The sequence below is a fragment of the Vibrio sp. 10N genome, assembly GCF_036245475.1.
Lineage (GTDB): Bacteria > Pseudomonadota > Gammaproteobacteria > Enterobacterales > Vibrionaceae > Vibrio.
On sequence record NZ_BTPM01000001.1, the window covers coordinates 1,261,718 to 1,277,485 of the forward strand.

The following is a 15,768-nucleotide window of genomic DNA, read 5'->3' on the forward strand; positions in this document are numbered from 1 at the left end:
GTTTGTTATGTCGCGACTTTTGTTACTTCTCTCTACCTTTGTGTTCTCCTCTTTTACTCATGCTTCAAGTAAAGAAGCTTGGGATACATTCAGCGACATTGGTGCCTATGGCCTAGTGGGACTTGCAGCGGCAATGCCTGCCTATCAAAAAGATTGGCAAGGTGTTTGGCAAGCTGGTCTCAGCGTGGGCTCGGCTTCTGCTATCGGCCTTATTGGTAAACATACCATTGACGCCCCTCGTCCAGACGGCAGTGATAACAAAAGCTTCCCTTCAAATCACACTGCGAACGCCTTTGCTTCCGCTACAACACTGTATATCCGTCAAGGGTGGCAAGTGGGTCTACCAGCTTATGGAGTAGCCGCTATGGTTGGCGTAGGGCGTGTGCAAGCGGATAAGCACTATTGGCGAGACGTAGCAGCCGGTGCTGCTCTTGGCGTATTGACGGGCTGGGTGTTTACCGACAAGTTAGATGAAAATTTGCAGGTGGTGCCTTATGCTAGCTCTCGTTCGGCTGGCGTGTCGTTGACCTATGTTTGGTAATCTACCAGCCAATAAAAAGCCCAGCATAGCTGAGCTTTTAAACGATTGGAGATAGCGTTAATCACGCTTCCATAGGATATGGCAGAACTTATTGTCAGGATCACGGCTTACCAGTAAGCGCGCAAACACATCATCTAAGACATCGTTTTCTTCGTTCACAAGGCCAATGCGTACTTCTGCATAGCTTTCGTCAACGTCAAAGCCAACGTGCTCCACCCAATCCGCGCCAGTCTCAACAATCTCCGCTGCACCGCGGTCATCAAACTGCGCAGTGAATAGGATCACGTCGGCTGCTTCCAGATTATCTGGTGCCATTTCTAGGAAGATATCGTATGCCGCTTCAATCACGTCATCGTATGAAATTAGTTCTGACATAAATTACGCTCGGTTCATGTATTTACGTTCTGCAGTGTTGATCACTACACGGTCACCTGTTGCGATGTACTCAGGTACTTGCACAGTTAGGCCTGTTGATAGACGAGCTGGCTTAGTACGAGCAGAAGCTGATGCACCTTTAATTGAAGGGTCAGTTTCTTCGATCACTAGCTCAACAGACGATGGTAGCTCAAGGCCAACTGCACTGCCGTTTACTAGGATAACTTGAACGCCTTGCGTGTCTTCATTGATGAACAGTAGATCATCTTCGATTTCATCGTGCTTAAACGTGAATTGGCTGTAGTCTTCGTTATCCATGAAGATGTACTCATCGCCATCAACGTAAGAGAAGGTCACGTTACGCTTGTTCATTTCTACCGTTTCAAGAGTGTCATCTGATTTGAAACGCTCATCAACTCTTGAGCCTGTTGCTAAATCAGTACAACGTAGCTTGTAGATCTTTGCACCGCCACGGCCACCTGGAGTGGTGACTTCGATATCTTTGATTAGCAACGTTTTGCCATTTGACTCAATCGCAAAACCTTTTTTAAGCTCACTTGCCTTAGGCATGGACTATTTCCTTCGTTTTTTTGTTTAGACAGTCAATTATACGTTCGAAATCTAGGTTTGCTCAAGAAGGGAATGATGTCTCAACCACCACAATTCAACGTTGAATCCCAAAATAGGCAATCGTAGAATAGGGAGATATCCAAACTGGCTAAGTAACGACGTGCAAAACCAAGTATCAACCCAATCGCCAATCCATCATTCTATTCCTCAGCAGAGCTATGTTCCGGTCATAGAAGACTTAATCGCGTGTTTAAAGTCGGGACTGAAAGAGAACCTGCATAGCATTTATGTCTATGGTTCGGTGGCTAACGGAACGGCAATCCCGCATGTGTCGAATCTCGATGTGGTGTTGGTTACGCATGCGCCTTTCTCACCGAGCCAAAAATCACTGTTCAACTCAATAAACTGGCGGTTTCAGAAAGACTTTCCTTTCGTGAAAGGCCTAGCAGTTCGAACGGCATTAGTCAGTGAAGTGGCCTCACTTTCTGCGCTATTCACTTGGGGATTTTTGCTCAAACAGTGCTGCACCAATGTCTATGGTGAGGATTTATCAGAGTGCTTTGGTGATTACGTGCCGAGCTGGGAAATTGCCAAGCAGTGGAATATGGATATCGAGCAAAGCGCTGCCATGCTCAGAAAGGACGTCGCCTTGGCAGAAGAACCGTCCTCGCAAGTCGATGCTCAGCGTAGGCTGGCAAAGAAGCTACTCAGAGCAGCCTATGGTTTGGTGCTCCATAAAACCAAGCGCTGGTTAGATGACCCTTTGGAAAGCGGTCGAGTATTTCTTGAGTACTACCCACAGCGCGAGCAAACCGTTGAGCGCCTCGGTATTTTGCTTGGTAGACGGGTCATACCAAAACGCTCGGTTGTCGGCCTTGTGGATGACTTTGCTCCCTGGCTTGTCAAAGAGTATCAAAAGACCGAGTTTAAGATTGGTTGAATGAGCGCTATCATTTGGACAAATGTATCGGAAGACAATAAAGTTTGTCACTTCTGCTCTGTCAGTTCACTTGGCAGAGATTTATGTGAATCGACTAGAGCAAACACGCCTTTGCCTCATTTCGCGCTTCCTCCCCCCAAAAAATCACTGTCATCCCCTTGAAAAAGGGGATCTCATGCGGCGCGTCGCGAAGCTGAATTACGTGACTTAGTCGAATATTTTCAGTCAATTACACGCGGTAAGAGATCCTCACTTTCGTGAGGATGACGGCTATATGGGGTATGTTAGAAATGAAGGGATGTAGAGCATTTCTATCCAGAACCTTCGTGACGGGCACCTCTAGCTCAAAAATGCCCCTTTTCGTGTTTCACACCATCCTCAAAAAATCACTGTCATCCCCTTGAAAAAGGGGATATCATTCAGCGCATCGTGAAGCTGATTTACGTGATTTAGTCGAAGATTTTCAGTTGCCTACACGCGGTGAGAGATCCTCACTTTCGTGAGGATGACGGCTATATGGGGGTATGTTAGAAATGAAGGGATGTAGAGAACTTCTGTCGAAGGACGTGCTGACGCCTATCTCGGCAAACACGTCTTTGCCCCTTTTCGTGTTTCACACCATCCTCAAAAAATCACTGTCATCCCCTTGAAAAAGGGGATCTCATTCAGCGCATCGTGAAGCTGATTTACGTGATTTAGTCGAAGATTTTCAGTTGCCTACACGCGGTAAGAGATCCTCACTTTCGTGAGGATGACGGCTACGTGGGGCATGTTAAAAACGAGCGGACGTAGACTATTTATGTCCAAAAACGTTTCAGAAAGTGATCAAACTTTCGCTTTCAATAGCCCAATAATTTCTTGAAAAGGCGCGTTTCCGATCAAAGTTTGTTGTCCTCCTGCAAAATGCTATTGTTTGAACAAAACCTAGCAGTTAGAACAGCCCCATTTGTGGCGCAGTCAAATCGTCGAAGTTCATGCCAATGAACGGCAAGATAGCCTCGGCAACGGGCCTTAACTGTTTATCAATGTAGTGTTGATAGTCAATGGGTGAGCGTTGATACTCTTTTGGCTCCGGACCATTAACGGTAATAACGTACTCGATGCGCCCGCGATTTTGATATTGCAAAGGGCGCCCCAGCTGCTGGTTGATCTCATCCGCCATTCTGGCTGCCCGCACTTGCGGCGGAACGTTCTTCTGATACTCGTGCAGCTTTCTTCGTAATCGCTTTTGATAAACCAACTGCGTATCGTGCTCGCCGCGAAGGGTAGATTCAACAAACTCGCGCACATAGTCAGCAGGATCCTGGTGGTTAAACACCATCATATAAAGCGTTTGCTGAAACTCCTGTGATAGCGCAGTCCAGTCGGTTCGCGCACTTTCCAGACCTTTAAAGATAAGCCGAGCAGTATCGCCTTCGCCGATAAGCCCTGCGTAACGCTTTTTCGACCCCGTTTCTGATCCACGTATGGTGGGCATTAAAAAGCGTTGGTAGTGCGTTTCATATTCCAATTCCAAGATTGAGGTGAGCTTGTATTCTTGTGCTAAGTGCTCGGTCCACCATTGATTGATAGATGTGACCAGTTCATTGCCCACCTTGTCAGCTTCTTCTGGTGTAAAAGCGGCGTTTAGAGAGACGAACGTGGAGTCCGTATCGCCATAAATCACTTGATAACCTTGAGCTTCAATAAGCTTTTTGGTGGTCTTCATGATTTCGTGCCCGCGCATCGTAATGGATGAGGCTAAACGAGTATCAAAGAAACGACAGCCAGATGAGCCTAGCACCCCATAGAAAGAGTTCATTATGATCTTAATGGCTTGTGAAAACGCCTTTTCGTTGTTGATTTTTGCGGCATCACGCGCTTTCCACAGATCTTGGATTAAGTTTGGAAGAAAATGCTGCGTTCGGTGGAATTGACCTCCTCGAAATCCTGCGACGGCTTGGTCGTCATTTTTGCCGATGTCGAGCTTCAGACCTTCAATTAATCCCATAGGGTCAATCAAAAATGAGCGGATAATCGATGGGTACAAGCTCTTAAAATCGAGCACGAGGACGGAATCATACAAACCGGGAATGGAATCCATCACATAGCCGCCGGGACTGGCTACCCAATTTTCTGGATGTAGATTTGGGGCGGCATAATGAGCCCGATGGAGTCTCGGTAAGTAGAGATTGGTAAATGCGGCGACAGAGCCGCCTACGCGGTCAAGCTCGACCCCTGTCAATTTGGTGCGCTCAATGGCAAATTGCAGCAAGTGCGTGTGGTCGAAGATACGGTTAACTAGCACACAGTCTTGTAAGTTGTATTTAGCAAGCGATGGCTTGTCACGGCGAAACATAGTGTTGATTTCATCCATGCGATCGTGCACGTTGTGTATCGCTTTGCCCTCTCCGAGCAGCTCGCGCGAGACGGATTCAAGCGACCAAGAACGAAAATTGTAGGTCGCCGTTTTTAGTGTATCTATGCCATCTAACACCACTCTGCCAGGCATAGTGATAAAGCTCTGCTGACTGGAAGGTAAGGTTCGAAAGTAGATTTTTTGTGCATTACGCCCAAGTGACAGCACGACGTTATTAAATTCGGCGCGCTTGTTGAGCAGCTTGAAGTCGAAATCGATCACGCTCCAGCCAACCACCACATCGGGGTCGAACGCTTGAAACCAATCATTGAGCGCGAGCAACAGTGATTTCTCGTCTTTGACCCACTGAGTAGGCGTTTCACACACTTCGGGTTCGCCTATCATGATGACTCTACGGTCTTTTTGACTGTCGAGGCCAATAGAATAGAGTACGCCTTTCTCCGAACATTCAATATCGAGCGAAACCACGTTGAGTTCCGGTTGGTAGTCGTGCGATTTACATTTTGCGTCGGTAATACGCAGGAATTGATTCGGCTGGCCAGGGTTAATGATTTCAGTACGACCTGCTGCGGCTAAACTGCCTTGGATGAAGCGCTCCATTAAGAATCGGTCAGCCAGCTTAATATCGGCTTCCAGAACCAAGGTCTCTTGTTCCTTGAGTTTATCGTTTAGAGAGCGAGCCGCGGCTATGGTGTTGCTATAAACTGCGATGAGAGGTTGGCCATCAAAGCTGTTCATGTCCACTGGATTAAATGTGATACTAAGCCCGGCATCCGTTGCTGTTTTCTGCACGGACTCTTTGTCTGAGAGCGGCACAAAAAACACCGGCTTTTGCCCCTCGATAAGAACCTGAGCGGGTCCCTGAGGCGTTGACAGCCACAACTCAATTTGAGGGCCAAACCGAGTGTCTCTTGCTTGACGGGTTAACAGAAAACCTTGATGAATATCCAAATGAAACGAATTCCTACATGACTTGCATTGGTTTGAGTAAAATTTGTGCAAGATTTTACTCAATGATAGCTCTGAGTGATAAACAAGTGTAACAAAGGTCGAATCACAGCCAAAGTTCTTCATATAGACTAAACTTTAGTGGCAACGCGATGTTTCTAGAATAGTGATTTATATCGAGATTTTGCAATTACTTAGAGCATAGTGTGACAGAGGTTTCATAGTGACTCAAAGCGGATTTATGCCCATAAAACGGGGGGTTACGTTAGAGATGCCTAATGGTTGTTTAAATTGTAACCTAATGATTTTAAAGTTTTTCTGATTGACGGCGTCGAGTCTTCGTCGTAATGTGTTTCGCAAACTTTGCGCCTGTGCACGATCTGCATGGGAGCATTTAAACGTAACATGAGGTATGATAGTTAGCCATGCTGCTATCCACTAACCTCAAGTGGTCGCAGAGCCAATAGATAAGTGTGGAGATACAAGTTTGATTAATGTTTTCCTTGTAGATGATCACGAACTGGTTCGCACAGGGATACGACGTATTATCGAAGACGTCCGTGGAATGAATGTGGCAGGGGAAGCTGACAGTGGTGAAGAAGCCGTAAAGTGGTGTCGCAGCAACCATGTTGACGTCATTTTAATGGATATGAATATGCCTGGCATTGGTGGACTAGAAGCGACAAAAAAAATCCTTCGCCACAACCCAGACATAAAGATCATCGTGTTAACTGTGCATACGGAAAACCCATTTCCGACAAAAGTTATGCAGGCAGGAGCCGCGGGCTACCTGACCAAGGGTGCTGCGCCAGACGAAATGGTGAATGCTATTCGTCTTGTTAACAGCGGCCAGCGCTATATCTCTCCTGAGATTGCTCAGCAGATGGCGCTAAGTCAATTTTCTTCTGCATCAGAAAATCCGTTCAAAGATCTCTCTGAACGTGAACTTCAGATCATGATGATGATTACTAAAGGGCAAAAGGTAACGGATATCTCGGAGCAATTAAGCTTGAGTCCGAAGACCGTCAATAGTTACAGATATCGATTGTTTAGCAAGCTCGATATCAACGGTGATGTTGAACTGACCCACTTAGCGATTCGACATGGAATGCTAGATACTGAGACGTTGTAGTTGAGACCGTATCGTGTCAGAACCCATTTTTGACTCAACATCCTTTCTCAAAACCGTAACTAACCAACCCGGCGTCTACCGTATGTACGACGCCGAGTCGGTCGTTATCTACGTCGGTAAAGCCAAAGACCTCAAAAAGCGCCTTTCCAGTTATTTTCGCAAACGCGTTGATAGTGAAAAAACCCGCGCATTAGTCAGTAATATCAACAAAATAGACGTAACGGTAACACATACCGAAACCGAAGCGTTGATCCTCGAACATAATTACATCAAGCAGTACCTTCCTAAATACAATGTATTGCTCCGAGATGATAAGTCGTATCCATATATTTTTCTGTCGGGTCATAAACACCCAAGGCTTTCCATGCATCGTGGGGCCAGACGGAAGAAAGGTGAGTACTTTGGCCCTTATCCAGACTCTGGAGCTGTGAGGCAAACCCTACACCTGTTACAAAGGATTTTCCCTGTTCGTCAGTGTGAAGACTCAGTCTATGCCAATAGAAGTCGACCGTGTTTGATGTACCAAATTGGTCGCTGTGCAGGGCCGTGTGTTAGCTCCATTATCTCTGATGAAGAATACGACGAGTTGGTCGGATTGCTGCGTCTATTTTTGCAAGGCAAGGATAAGAACGTAGTGCAGATGCTGGTGGAGAAGATGGACGAGGCGAGTCGCAATCTTGCCTTTGAAAACGCTGCCAAGTATCGCGACCAGATCCAAGCTATTCGACGTGTTCAAGAGCAGCAATTTGTCTCTGAAGACAGTGACGATGACATGGATGTGCTGGGTTTTGCGCAAGAAAATGGCGTGGCGTGTGTCCATATCTTGATGATTCGCCAAGGGAAAATTTTAGGCAGTCGTAGCCATTTTCCTAAGATCCCAAACAATACAGAGCAATCAGAAGTCTTTTACAGCTTTTTGAGTCAGTATTATCTTAACCATTCTGAATCGCGGACGATACCGTCGAGAATTATCCTTAATGACAGTCTGGTAGAAGATGTTGACGATATATCTAAGGCACTGACAGAAATCGCTGGTCGTAAAGTGGTATTCCATATCAATCCTACTGGAGCGAGAGGGCGATATCTTAAACTATCGAACACCAATGCGCTTACGGCGATTACTACCAAGATCAACCATAAGATGACCATCAATCAGCGCTTCAAAGCCCTTCAAGAGGCATTGAGCATTGAGAACATCAATCGTATGGAATGTTTCGATATCAGTCATACCATGGGCGAGAATACGATTGCCTCTTGTGTGGTGTTCAATCAAGAAGGTCCAATAAAACAGGAATATCGCCGATACAACATCACGGGCATTACGGGTGGCGATGATTACGCTGCGATGGGACAAGTGCTTGAGCGCCGCTATTCGAAACAGATCGATGTCGACAAGATCCCTGACATCATTTTTATTGATGGTGGTAAAGGTCAGCTTAATCGTGCGGTTGAGATTGTGTCTGAGTATTGGGATGATTGGCCGAAGCGTCCGTTATTGATTGGTATTGCCAAAGGTGTAACGCGCAAACCGGGTCTAGAAACATTGATCACGCCAGAAGGGCGAGAGTTTAACTTGCCAAGTGATGCCCCAGCGCTGCACCTTATCCAGCACATCCGTGATGAGAGTCATAACCATGCGATTGCTGGCCACCGGGCGAAACGTGCCAAAGCTCGTCGCACTAGCCCATTAGAGGGAATTGAAGGCATTGGTCCTAAACGACGTCAGGCACTACTAAAGTACATGGGTGGCCTACAAGAACTAAAGCGTGCAAGTGTAGAAGAAATCGCCAAAGTACCAGGAATTAGCATTTCTTTGGCAGAAAACATCCATCAAGCATTGAAACAGTGACCAAAATCCCGCAACATAAACAGGCAGTAAAATAGAGCCGATAATAATATGCGTTTAAACATCCCTAACATTCTGTCTTTGTTGAGATTATTTCTCATCCCCGTGTTCGTCGTTGCTTTCTATCTTCCGTATAGTTGGGCGCCGTTTGCCGCCGCTATGATTTTTTGGGTGGCAGGCTTTACTGACTGGCTCGACGGAATGTTAGCGAGAAAGCTTGGGCAAACGTCGCGTTTTGGTGCTTTCATCGATCCAGTGGCGGATAAGGTCCTAGTGGCAACCGCACTCATTCTTATCACCGAACACTATCATTCCATTTGGGTCACCATTCCTGCCGTAACCATGATTGCCCGCGAAATCATTATTTCTGCGCTGCGAGAGTGGATGGCTGAAATTGGCAAACGAGCGAGTGTGGCCGTATCTTGGGTAGGGAAGGTCAAAACTGTCTCTCAAATGTTTGCGCTCTGGGTTCTCATTTGGCGTTACGATGATTGGATGGTTTGGGTTGGCTATGTGGCGCTCTACGTCGCAACTGTTTTGACTTACTGGTCAATGATGCAGTACCTAGCGGCGGCTAAAGATGATTTACTTAACGCAGATAAGTAGTCAACGCGATTAATAACAACAGTATTTATGACTAAGGCGAGCATTAAGCTCGCCTTTTTGCTTTTTAGCGCAGTTTAATATTATAAGGAGTAGGTGCTAGAAGGCCTATAAGTCGGTTCAAATCAAACGTCGTGGTTAGGCGGCTTTTGGTAAGTTGACAAGTTTTCTAGACCTAAATGTACATGTTTTTGCTAGAAAATTGAGCAAATTAGCGGTTTTTGGGTATTTCTTGGTCAAACGATTCAAAATATCAAAAAACGTGTTGACTCATTTTCCTGATTGCGTAAAATGCCTCCCGTACTCAAGAGGAACTGCTCAAAACGAAAGTGAAGAGCAAAGCTTCAAGAGAAACAAGAAGGCGCCTTGGCAGAGTGGCTATGCAGCGGATTGCAAATCCGTGGACCTCGGTTCGACTCCGGGAGGCGCCTCCATTCTCTCTTTGAGAATATGCGACACTAGCTCAGTTGGTAGAGCGCAACCTTGCCAAGGTTGAGGTCACGAGTTCGAACCTCGTGTGTCGCTCCAAATTATAGTGATATGGCCTTGAAGGCGGTATCAAGATGGTGTCTCCATCGCAAAGGATTTTGCGTGCCCTGGTGGTGGAATTGGTAGACACAAGGGATTTAAAATCCCTCGACGTTCGCGTTGTGCCGGTTCAAGTCCGGCCCGGGGCACCATCTCAAATTAAGTCTGAAAAGACACATGCGACACTAGCTCAGTTGGTAGAGCGCAACCTTGCCAAGGTTGAGGTCACGAGTTCGAACCTCGTGTGTCGCTCCAAACACTAAAACCCCAGCAGAAATGCTGGGGTTTTCTTGTTTTTAGCCATTTAATCAAGGCTGCTGTATTGGGAATGAGGTGAACCTCGTGCCCGCATCCGGTCGAGTCGCTCCAAACACTAAAGCCCTAGCAGAAATGCTGGGGTTTTCTCGTTCTGACACTTTTCCACTTTTGGTCTTTATCTTACTGATTCTTTTTGCAATGATGTCCGTACTAAAAGCACTCCAATCGTGAATCGAGGCATCTATGTTTACCGGTATTATTCAATCCGTCGCCACTATTGATAAAATTACAGATCTTAATGGTATCCGCACTTTTGAAATCGACTTTGAAGAAGGCTTTTGTGTCGATGTTGAAATTGGCGCCAGCATCGCAGTGGATGGTGTCTGTTTAACGGTAACCGAGATCCAAACCGGCAAGCGTTTGTCGTTCGATGTAATGTTGCAGAGTCTTAACATCACCACATTGAGCTCATTTGAGCAAGGTCAAGTGATCAATGTGGAGCGTGCGGCTAAAGATGGTGCTGAAATCGGCGGTCACCCTTTGTCTGGACACGTGGACTTTAAAACGCCTTTAGTGGCTGTAGAACAGCAAGAAGACAACTATCGCATCAAGTTTCAACTGCCAAAAGAGTGGAAGCCGTATGTGTTCCCTAAAGGCTACATCGCAATCAATGGCGCAAGTCTGACTGTTTCTGAAGTCGACAAGCAAGAAGGGTGGTTCGATGTCTGGCTGATCCCAGAAACGCGCCGTATGACCACTTTCGAAGGTAAAGACGTGGGTGATGACGTTAATATCGAAATTGAACGCGGCACACAAGTTGTCGTTGATACGGTGAGAGACACTATCGCAGAAACGTTAGGGCCACTGCTTCCTATGTTTGAAAAATTCTTAGAGCAAAACGGTGTTGACGTAGATACCATTGGTCACGCGACTACTAAGAGTCTGAGTGATAAGAAAGATCAGTAAAAACGCTTAAAAAGCCGCCTCATTTGAGGCGGCTTTTTTTATGGTAGCGGTTTGATATCGTTAACAAATGCTTTAAAAAATGAGCAACTTTTTCGTCGATAAAACGGTTGCGATGATAATGAGTTCTATGTTACTTTCCCGCCCAATCTCGGAATGAATCTGGGGGATACGCGTCGTAACCATTCAAGCTGATTGTGATACGACGTAGGGTAGGTACTGATTATGCCAATAATCAGTAGACGGGATACTGATGCCTGGACAGGCATATTTATGGGAAACCCAACATTGAAACATATTAACTCTCACTCAAAAATCAGCTTTGTACTTCCAAACTGTGTATTGCGCGTAAACCGTAGTATTACAGAGCCTTGATTCTCAACATCGATCTATTTTCCTAGCGCGATTGCGTTGGGCTTCGTCACATCTGTTATTCAGGTGGGGCTCGTTTTGTTGTTCGCGTAACAGCCAATTCTGTACGCGTAAAATCAGGTTACAAGTAAATGAGTACAGCATTCGAATTTGATTCCAAAGAATTCGCGTCTTCGATTTCCGTGCAAGTTCCGCATGTCGAAGGCACCTACGATCTGACCCCAGATCAAGTTCTACTAGACCAAGCTGAGCATGAATCAGAAGTACGTTCGTATCCGCGACGTCTCCCGATTGCCATTAAGCGCGCCTATGGTGCCTTAGTGGAAGATACTCGCGGTCAGATCTTCTTAGACTGTCTAGCTGGCGCAGGTACCTTGGCGATGGGGTATAACCACCCTGAAATAAACCAAGCCCTAAAAGAGCAGTTAGATTCTGGCCTGCCATATCAAACTCTCGATATCACCACAGAAGCCAAAGACCGTTTTATCAAACGCGTTAAAGCCTTCCTGCCGGAGCAGTTTGCTGCGGATTCAGTGATTCAGTTTTGCGGCCCTTCTGGGGCTGACGCCGTGGAAGCAGCCATCAAGCTTGCTAAGCAAACTACAGGTCGCAACACCATGTTTGCCTTCCGCGGTGCGTATCATGGCATGACTAACGGTACCATGGGCATGATGGGTAATCTTGGTACTAAGGCGCGTCGCACCGGTCTGATGTCCGACGTTCACTTTATGCCATTCCCATACAGCCTGCGCTGTCCGTTTGGGCTGGGTGGTGATGCGGGCGCTAAACAAAGCATCCGCTACATCGAGCGCCTGCTGAATGATGATGAAGCGGGCATCATGAAACCTGCGGCGATCATCGTTGAGCCTGTGCAAGGTGAAGGCGGTGTGATTCCAGCTCCAGCGTTTTGGCTCAAAGAGCTGCGCAGGATCTGTGATGAGCATGAAATCCTACTGATTCTGGATGAGATCCAATGCGGCGTGGGCAAAACGGGTTACCGATTTGCTTTCGAAGAAGCGGGGATCAGTCCAGACATTCTTTGTCTATCCAAAGCGATTGGCGGCGGTTTGCCAATGTCGATCTTGGTGTTCAACAAAAAGGTCGATACGTGGAATGCGGGTGAGCACACTGGCACATTCCGTGGTAACCAATTAGCGATGGTGTCTGGTGCAAAAGCACTTGAGATCATCGAGCGAGACAACCTTGTTGAGCACGCGAGTATAGCGGGCGAATACCTGCGCCTTGGTCTAAATAAAATCAAAGATCGCGTGAACTGCATTGCGGAAGTTCGCGGCAAAGGTCTGATGTTAGGCATGGAAATCGTCAAACCAACGGGTGAACACAATAAGTTTGGTGAGCCAGTTGCTGATGGCGAACTGACTCTCGCGATTCAACACGCTGCACTGGAGCGTGGTCTAATGGTGGAAAAGGGCGGTCGTGACGGCTCGGTCATTCGCTTCCTGCCACCCCTTATCATCAGCTTTGAGCAAATTGACTTTGCGCTGCGTACCATCGAAGAAGCGATCATTGTCGCGGGTGGAGGCGAGAAAACAGAGCAACAGGCGAGAGAATCTAGCTGGCGTAAGCACTTCATCCATACCGGTGAACAAGGGGCAACGGAATTTGCTCAGGTGATGAATCACACCACTCAAGCGATGAAAGAAGTGTTTGAGAAGGTAAGCAAACCTTACTCTGGATTGGATCCGCAAACGCTCGAAACTCTTATCAATAATGTGAATCTTGATAGCCAAAACAGCAACCTACAAAGTGTTGTGGATGAAACAGCAGGACTGGTAGCAGAGCATTCTATTTTTACTCAGCATCCAGATTGTATTGCTCACCTTCATACCCCTCCGCTAATGCCTGCGGTAGCGGCGGAAGCGATGATTGCGGCGCTAAACCAGTCAATGGATTCTTGGGATCAAGCATCTGCTGCAACGTATGTTGAGCAAAAGGTGTTGGACTGGCTGTGCGAGCGTTATGAGCTTGGCGACAATGCGGATGGCATTTTCACCAGTGGTGGGACGCAAAGCAACTTGATGGGTTTACTGCTCGCTCGTGACCGTATTGCTGACATCACCGACGGTCACTCTATTCAGAAACTGGGCCTGCCAAGCTACGCCGATAAACTGCGTATCGTATGCTCAGACAAATCACACTTCACGGTACAAAAGTCAGCGTCGTTGCTTGGTCTTGGCGAAAAAGCGGTGCACTGCGTGGCAACTCACGACAATGGCACGATTAAGGCAGATGCTTTGCTCGCTGACATCACAGCACTCAAGGAAGAAGGACTCATTCCGTTTGCATTGGTTGGCACCGCTGGCACCACTGACCACGGTGCAATTGATGACCTAGCTGCACTTGCTGATATCTCCGCTCAGTTTGGTCTTTGGTTCCATGTTGACAGTGCTTACGGTGGCGCTCTGATTTTGAGCAGCCATAAAGACAAGCTCCAAGGTATCGAAAAAGCCGATTCCGTGAGTGTCGATTTCCATAAGCTGTTCTATCAAACAATCAGCTGCGGCTCACTCCTTCTTAAAGACAAAGCTAACTTTAAATATCTGCTTCATCATGCCGATTATCTTAATCGCGAACATGATGAGCTACCAAATTTGGTCGATAAATCCATTGCGACAACGAAGCGTTTCGACGCTTTGAAAGTCTTCATGACGATGCAAAACGTTGGTCCAGATGCGCTTGGAGAGATGTACGATCATCTCATGGATCAAACTCAACAAGTAGCTAAGCTTGTTAAAGCGCATCCGCAGTTTGAGCTCTTAGCTAGGCCGTCTTTGTCGACTGTGCTCTTCAGAGCGACAAACAGTGGGGCTGCTGACTTAGAGCAGCTTAACAAAACGATTCGTATCGAAGCGCTGACTCGCGGCGTTGCGGTATTAGGGGAAACCGTCGTAAACGGTCACTCGGCACTGAAATTTACGATCTTAAACCCTTGCTTGAAGCTATCGGACTTCGAGACGCTTCTAAACAATATTCATCAACTAGCCCTTGAGCTAACTAACTCTCACTAAGAGAAAAAGGAAACGAAACAAATGGCAATTCTACAAATTGGTGCTGGTGGTGTTGGTTGGGTAGTCGCACACAAAGCGGCTCAAAACAACGATGTACTGGGTGATATCACTATCGCTTCGCGCACTGTAGCGAAATGCGAAAAAATCATTGAGTCAATCAAGGGCAAAAACAACCTTAAAGACCCAAGTAAAAAGCTTGAATCACGTGCGGTTAACGCAGACGACGTTGAAGCACTGGTTGCTTTGATCAACGAAGTAAAACCGGATCTCGTGATCAACGCCGGTCCTCCGTGGGTGAACATCACCATCATGGAAGCGTGTCTACAAGCGAAGGTGTCTTACCTAGATACGTCGGTTGCGGTAGACCTATGTTCTGAAGGCCAGCAAGTACCACAGGCATACGACTGGCAGTGGGGCTTCCGCGACAAGTTTAAAGAAGCAGGTATCACAGGCATCCTAGGGGCCGGTTTCGATCCAGGTGTAGTCAGTGTTTTTGCCGCATACGCAGTGAAGCACTTGTTCGATGAGATCGATACTATCGATGTTATGGACGTTAACGCCGGTGATCACGGTAAGAAGTTTGCGACCAACTTCGACCCAGAAACCAACATGCTTGAAATCCAAGGTGACTCTTTCTACTGGGAAAACGGTGAGTGGAAGCAAGTTGAATGTCACTCTCGTATGCTTGAATTTGACTTCCCACTAGTCGGTAAGCACAAGGTTTACTCTATGGCACACGACGAAGTTCGTTCAATGCAAGAGTTTATCCCTGCAAAACGTATCGAGTTTTGGATGGGTTTCGGTGACAGCTACCTAAACTACTTCAACTGCATGCGCGATATCGGTCTACTAAGCCCAGAGCCGCTAACACTGCACGATGGCACGGTTGTGCAACCACTGCACGTTCTTAAAGCGCTTCTTCCAGACCCTACCTCTCTAGCGCCTGGCTACACAGGTAAAACTTGTATCGGTACTTGGGTTCAAGGTAAGAAAGACGGTAAAGAGCGCTCAGTCTTCATCTACAACAACGCTGACCACGAAGTGGCGTACGAAGATGTTGAGCACCAAGCGATTTCTTACACCACAGGTGTTCCAGCAATCACTGCGGCACTTCAATACTTCCGTGGTAAATGGGCAGAGGCTGGTGTGTTTAACATGGAACAGCTAGACCCAGATCCGTTCTTGGAGACGATGCCAGAGATTGGTCTGGATTGGCACGTTCAAGAGTTGGAAGTGGGTGCGCCAGACATCCAGATCCTTAAGTAAGGATTAAGGTCCTAGGCCCTAGAGCCTAGGACCTAGTT

11 protein-coding genes and 4 tRNA genes are annotated in these 15,768 nt (G+C 47.0%); 12 read left to right on the forward strand and 3 right to left on the reverse strand.

Annotated elements, in window-relative coordinates; genetic code table 11:
- Window positions 1-7: 7 nt before the first annotated feature.
- Window positions 8-541, forward strand: coding sequence for a phosphatase PAP2 family protein (locus AAA946_RS05980; protein ID WP_445206061.1), 534 nt, complete (start codon window positions 8-10; stop codon window positions 539-541).
- Between the two features lie 57 nt (window positions 542-598).
- Here AAA946_RS05980 and AAA946_RS05985 read toward each other — a convergent pair whose 3' ends face one another.
- Window positions 599-916: an HI1450 family dsDNA-mimic protein gene (locus AAA946_RS05985; protein ID WP_338164042.1), complete on the reverse strand. Its 318-nt coding sequence runs from the start codon at window positions 914-916 to the stop codon at window positions 599-601.
- A gap of 3 nt (window positions 917-919) precedes the next feature.
- Window positions 920-1,486, reverse strand: coding sequence for an elongation factor P-like protein EfpL (gene efpL / locus AAA946_RS05990; RefSeq protein WP_338164043.1), 567 nt, complete (start codon window positions 1,484-1,486; stop codon window positions 920-922).
- 160 nt (window positions 1,487-1,646) lie between these two features.
- On the opposite strand from efpL, the gene AAA946_RS05995 reads away from it, so the two are divergent.
- Entirely contained in the window at window positions 1,647-2,426 is a 780-nt protein-coding gene (locus tag AAA946_RS05995) for a nucleotidyltransferase domain-containing protein (protein ID WP_338164044.1), read from the forward strand.
- A gap of 931 nt (window positions 2,427-3,357) precedes the next feature.
- Here the strand turns inward: AAA946_RS05995 and AAA946_RS06000 are convergent.
- Complete coding sequence (locus tag AAA946_RS06000) at window positions 3,358-5,736, reverse strand: DNA polymerase II (protein WP_338164045.1); 2,379 nt, start codon at window positions 5,734-5,736, stop codon at window positions 3,358-3,360.
- Between the two features lie 484 nt (window positions 5,737-6,220).
- Between AAA946_RS06000 and uvrY the strand changes: the two genes are divergently transcribed.
- The 10 genes from uvrY to AAA946_RS06050 all read left to right on the forward strand — a co-directional run bounded on the left by uvrY (window position 6,221) and on the right by AAA946_RS06050 (window position 15,730).
- Window positions 6,221-6,865, forward strand: a complete 645-nt coding sequence (uvrY, locus tag AAA946_RS06005; protein ID WP_006075673.1) for a UvrY/SirA/GacA family response regulator transcription factor — start codon at window positions 6,221-6,223, stop codon at window positions 6,863-6,865.
- Between the two features lie 13 nt (window positions 6,866-6,878).
- On the forward strand, window positions 6,879-8,714 hold the full coding sequence (uvrC, locus tag AAA946_RS06010; protein ID WP_338164046.1) for an excinuclease ABC subunit UvrC: 1,836 nt from the start codon (window positions 6,879-6,881) through the stop codon (window positions 8,712-8,714).
- Window positions 8,715-8,762: 48 nt separating this feature from the next.
- Window positions 8,763-9,317: a CDP-diacylglycerol--glycerol-3-phosphate 3-phosphatidyltransferase gene (gene pgsA, locus AAA946_RS06015; RefSeq protein ID WP_338164047.1), complete on the forward strand. Its 555-nt coding sequence runs from the start codon at window positions 8,763-8,765 to the stop codon at window positions 9,315-9,317.
- A 357-nt stretch (window positions 9,318-9,674) separates the two neighbouring features.
- Window positions 9,675-9,748: transfer RNA gene (locus AAA946_RS06020), tRNA-Cys, on the forward strand.
- Window positions 9,749-9,766: 18 nt separating this feature from the next.
- A tRNA-Gly gene (locus tag AAA946_RS06025) sits at window positions 9,767-9,842 on the forward strand.
- 65 nt (window positions 9,843-9,907) lie between these two features.
- Window positions 9,908-9,994: transfer RNA gene (locus AAA946_RS06030), tRNA-Leu, on the forward strand.
- 27 nt (window positions 9,995-10,021) lie between these two features.
- Window positions 10,022-10,097 (forward strand) — tRNA-Gly (locus tag AAA946_RS06035).
- A gap of 246 nt (window positions 10,098-10,343) precedes the next feature.
- On the forward strand, window positions 10,344-11,066 hold the full coding sequence (locus AAA946_RS06040) for a riboflavin synthase subunit alpha (protein ID WP_338164048.1): 723 nt from the start codon (window positions 10,344-10,346) through the stop codon (window positions 11,064-11,066).
- Window positions 11,067-11,566: 500 nt separating this feature from the next.
- Window positions 11,567-14,464: a pyridoxal phosphate-dependent class III aminotransferase gene (locus AAA946_RS06045; RefSeq protein ID WP_338164049.1), complete on the forward strand. Its 2,898-nt coding sequence runs from the start codon at window positions 11,567-11,569 to the stop codon at window positions 14,462-14,464.
- A gap of 21 nt (window positions 14,465-14,485) precedes the next feature.
- Window positions 14,486-15,730 carry a carboxynorspermidine synthase gene (locus AAA946_RS06050; protein WP_338164050.1) on the forward strand — a complete coding sequence of 415 codons (1,245 nt, stop codon included), beginning with the start codon at window positions 14,486-14,488 and terminating at the stop codon, window positions 15,728-15,730.
- Window positions 15,731-15,768 lie beyond the last annotated feature (38 nt).

Coding starts and splice junctions, on each gene's coding strand:
- AAA946_RS05980 (WP_445206061.1), top strand. CDS start 8: ATGTCGCGACTTTTGTTACTTCTCTCTACCTTTGTGTTCTCCTCTTTT.
- AAA946_RS05985 (WP_338164042.1), bottom strand. CDS start 916: ATGTCAGAACTAATTTCATACGATGACGTGATTGAAGCGGCATACGAT.
- efpL (WP_338164043.1), bottom strand. CDS start 1,486: ATGCCTAAGGCAAGTGAGCTTAAAAAAGGTTTTGCGATTGAGTCAAAT.
- pgsA (WP_338164047.1), top strand. CDS start 8,763: ATGCGTTTAAACATCCCTAACATTCTGTCTTTGTTGAGATTATTTCTC.
- AAA946_RS06040 (WP_338164048.1), top strand. CDS start 10,344: ATGTTTACCGGTATTATTCAATCCGTCGCCACTATTGATAAAATTACA.
- AAA946_RS06045 (WP_338164049.1), top strand. CDS start 11,567: ATGAGTACAGCATTCGAATTTGATTCCAAAGAATTCGCGTCTTCGATT.
- AAA946_RS06050 (WP_338164050.1), top strand. CDS start 14,486: ATGGCAATTCTACAAATTGGTGCTGGTGGTGTTGGTTGGGTAGTCGCA.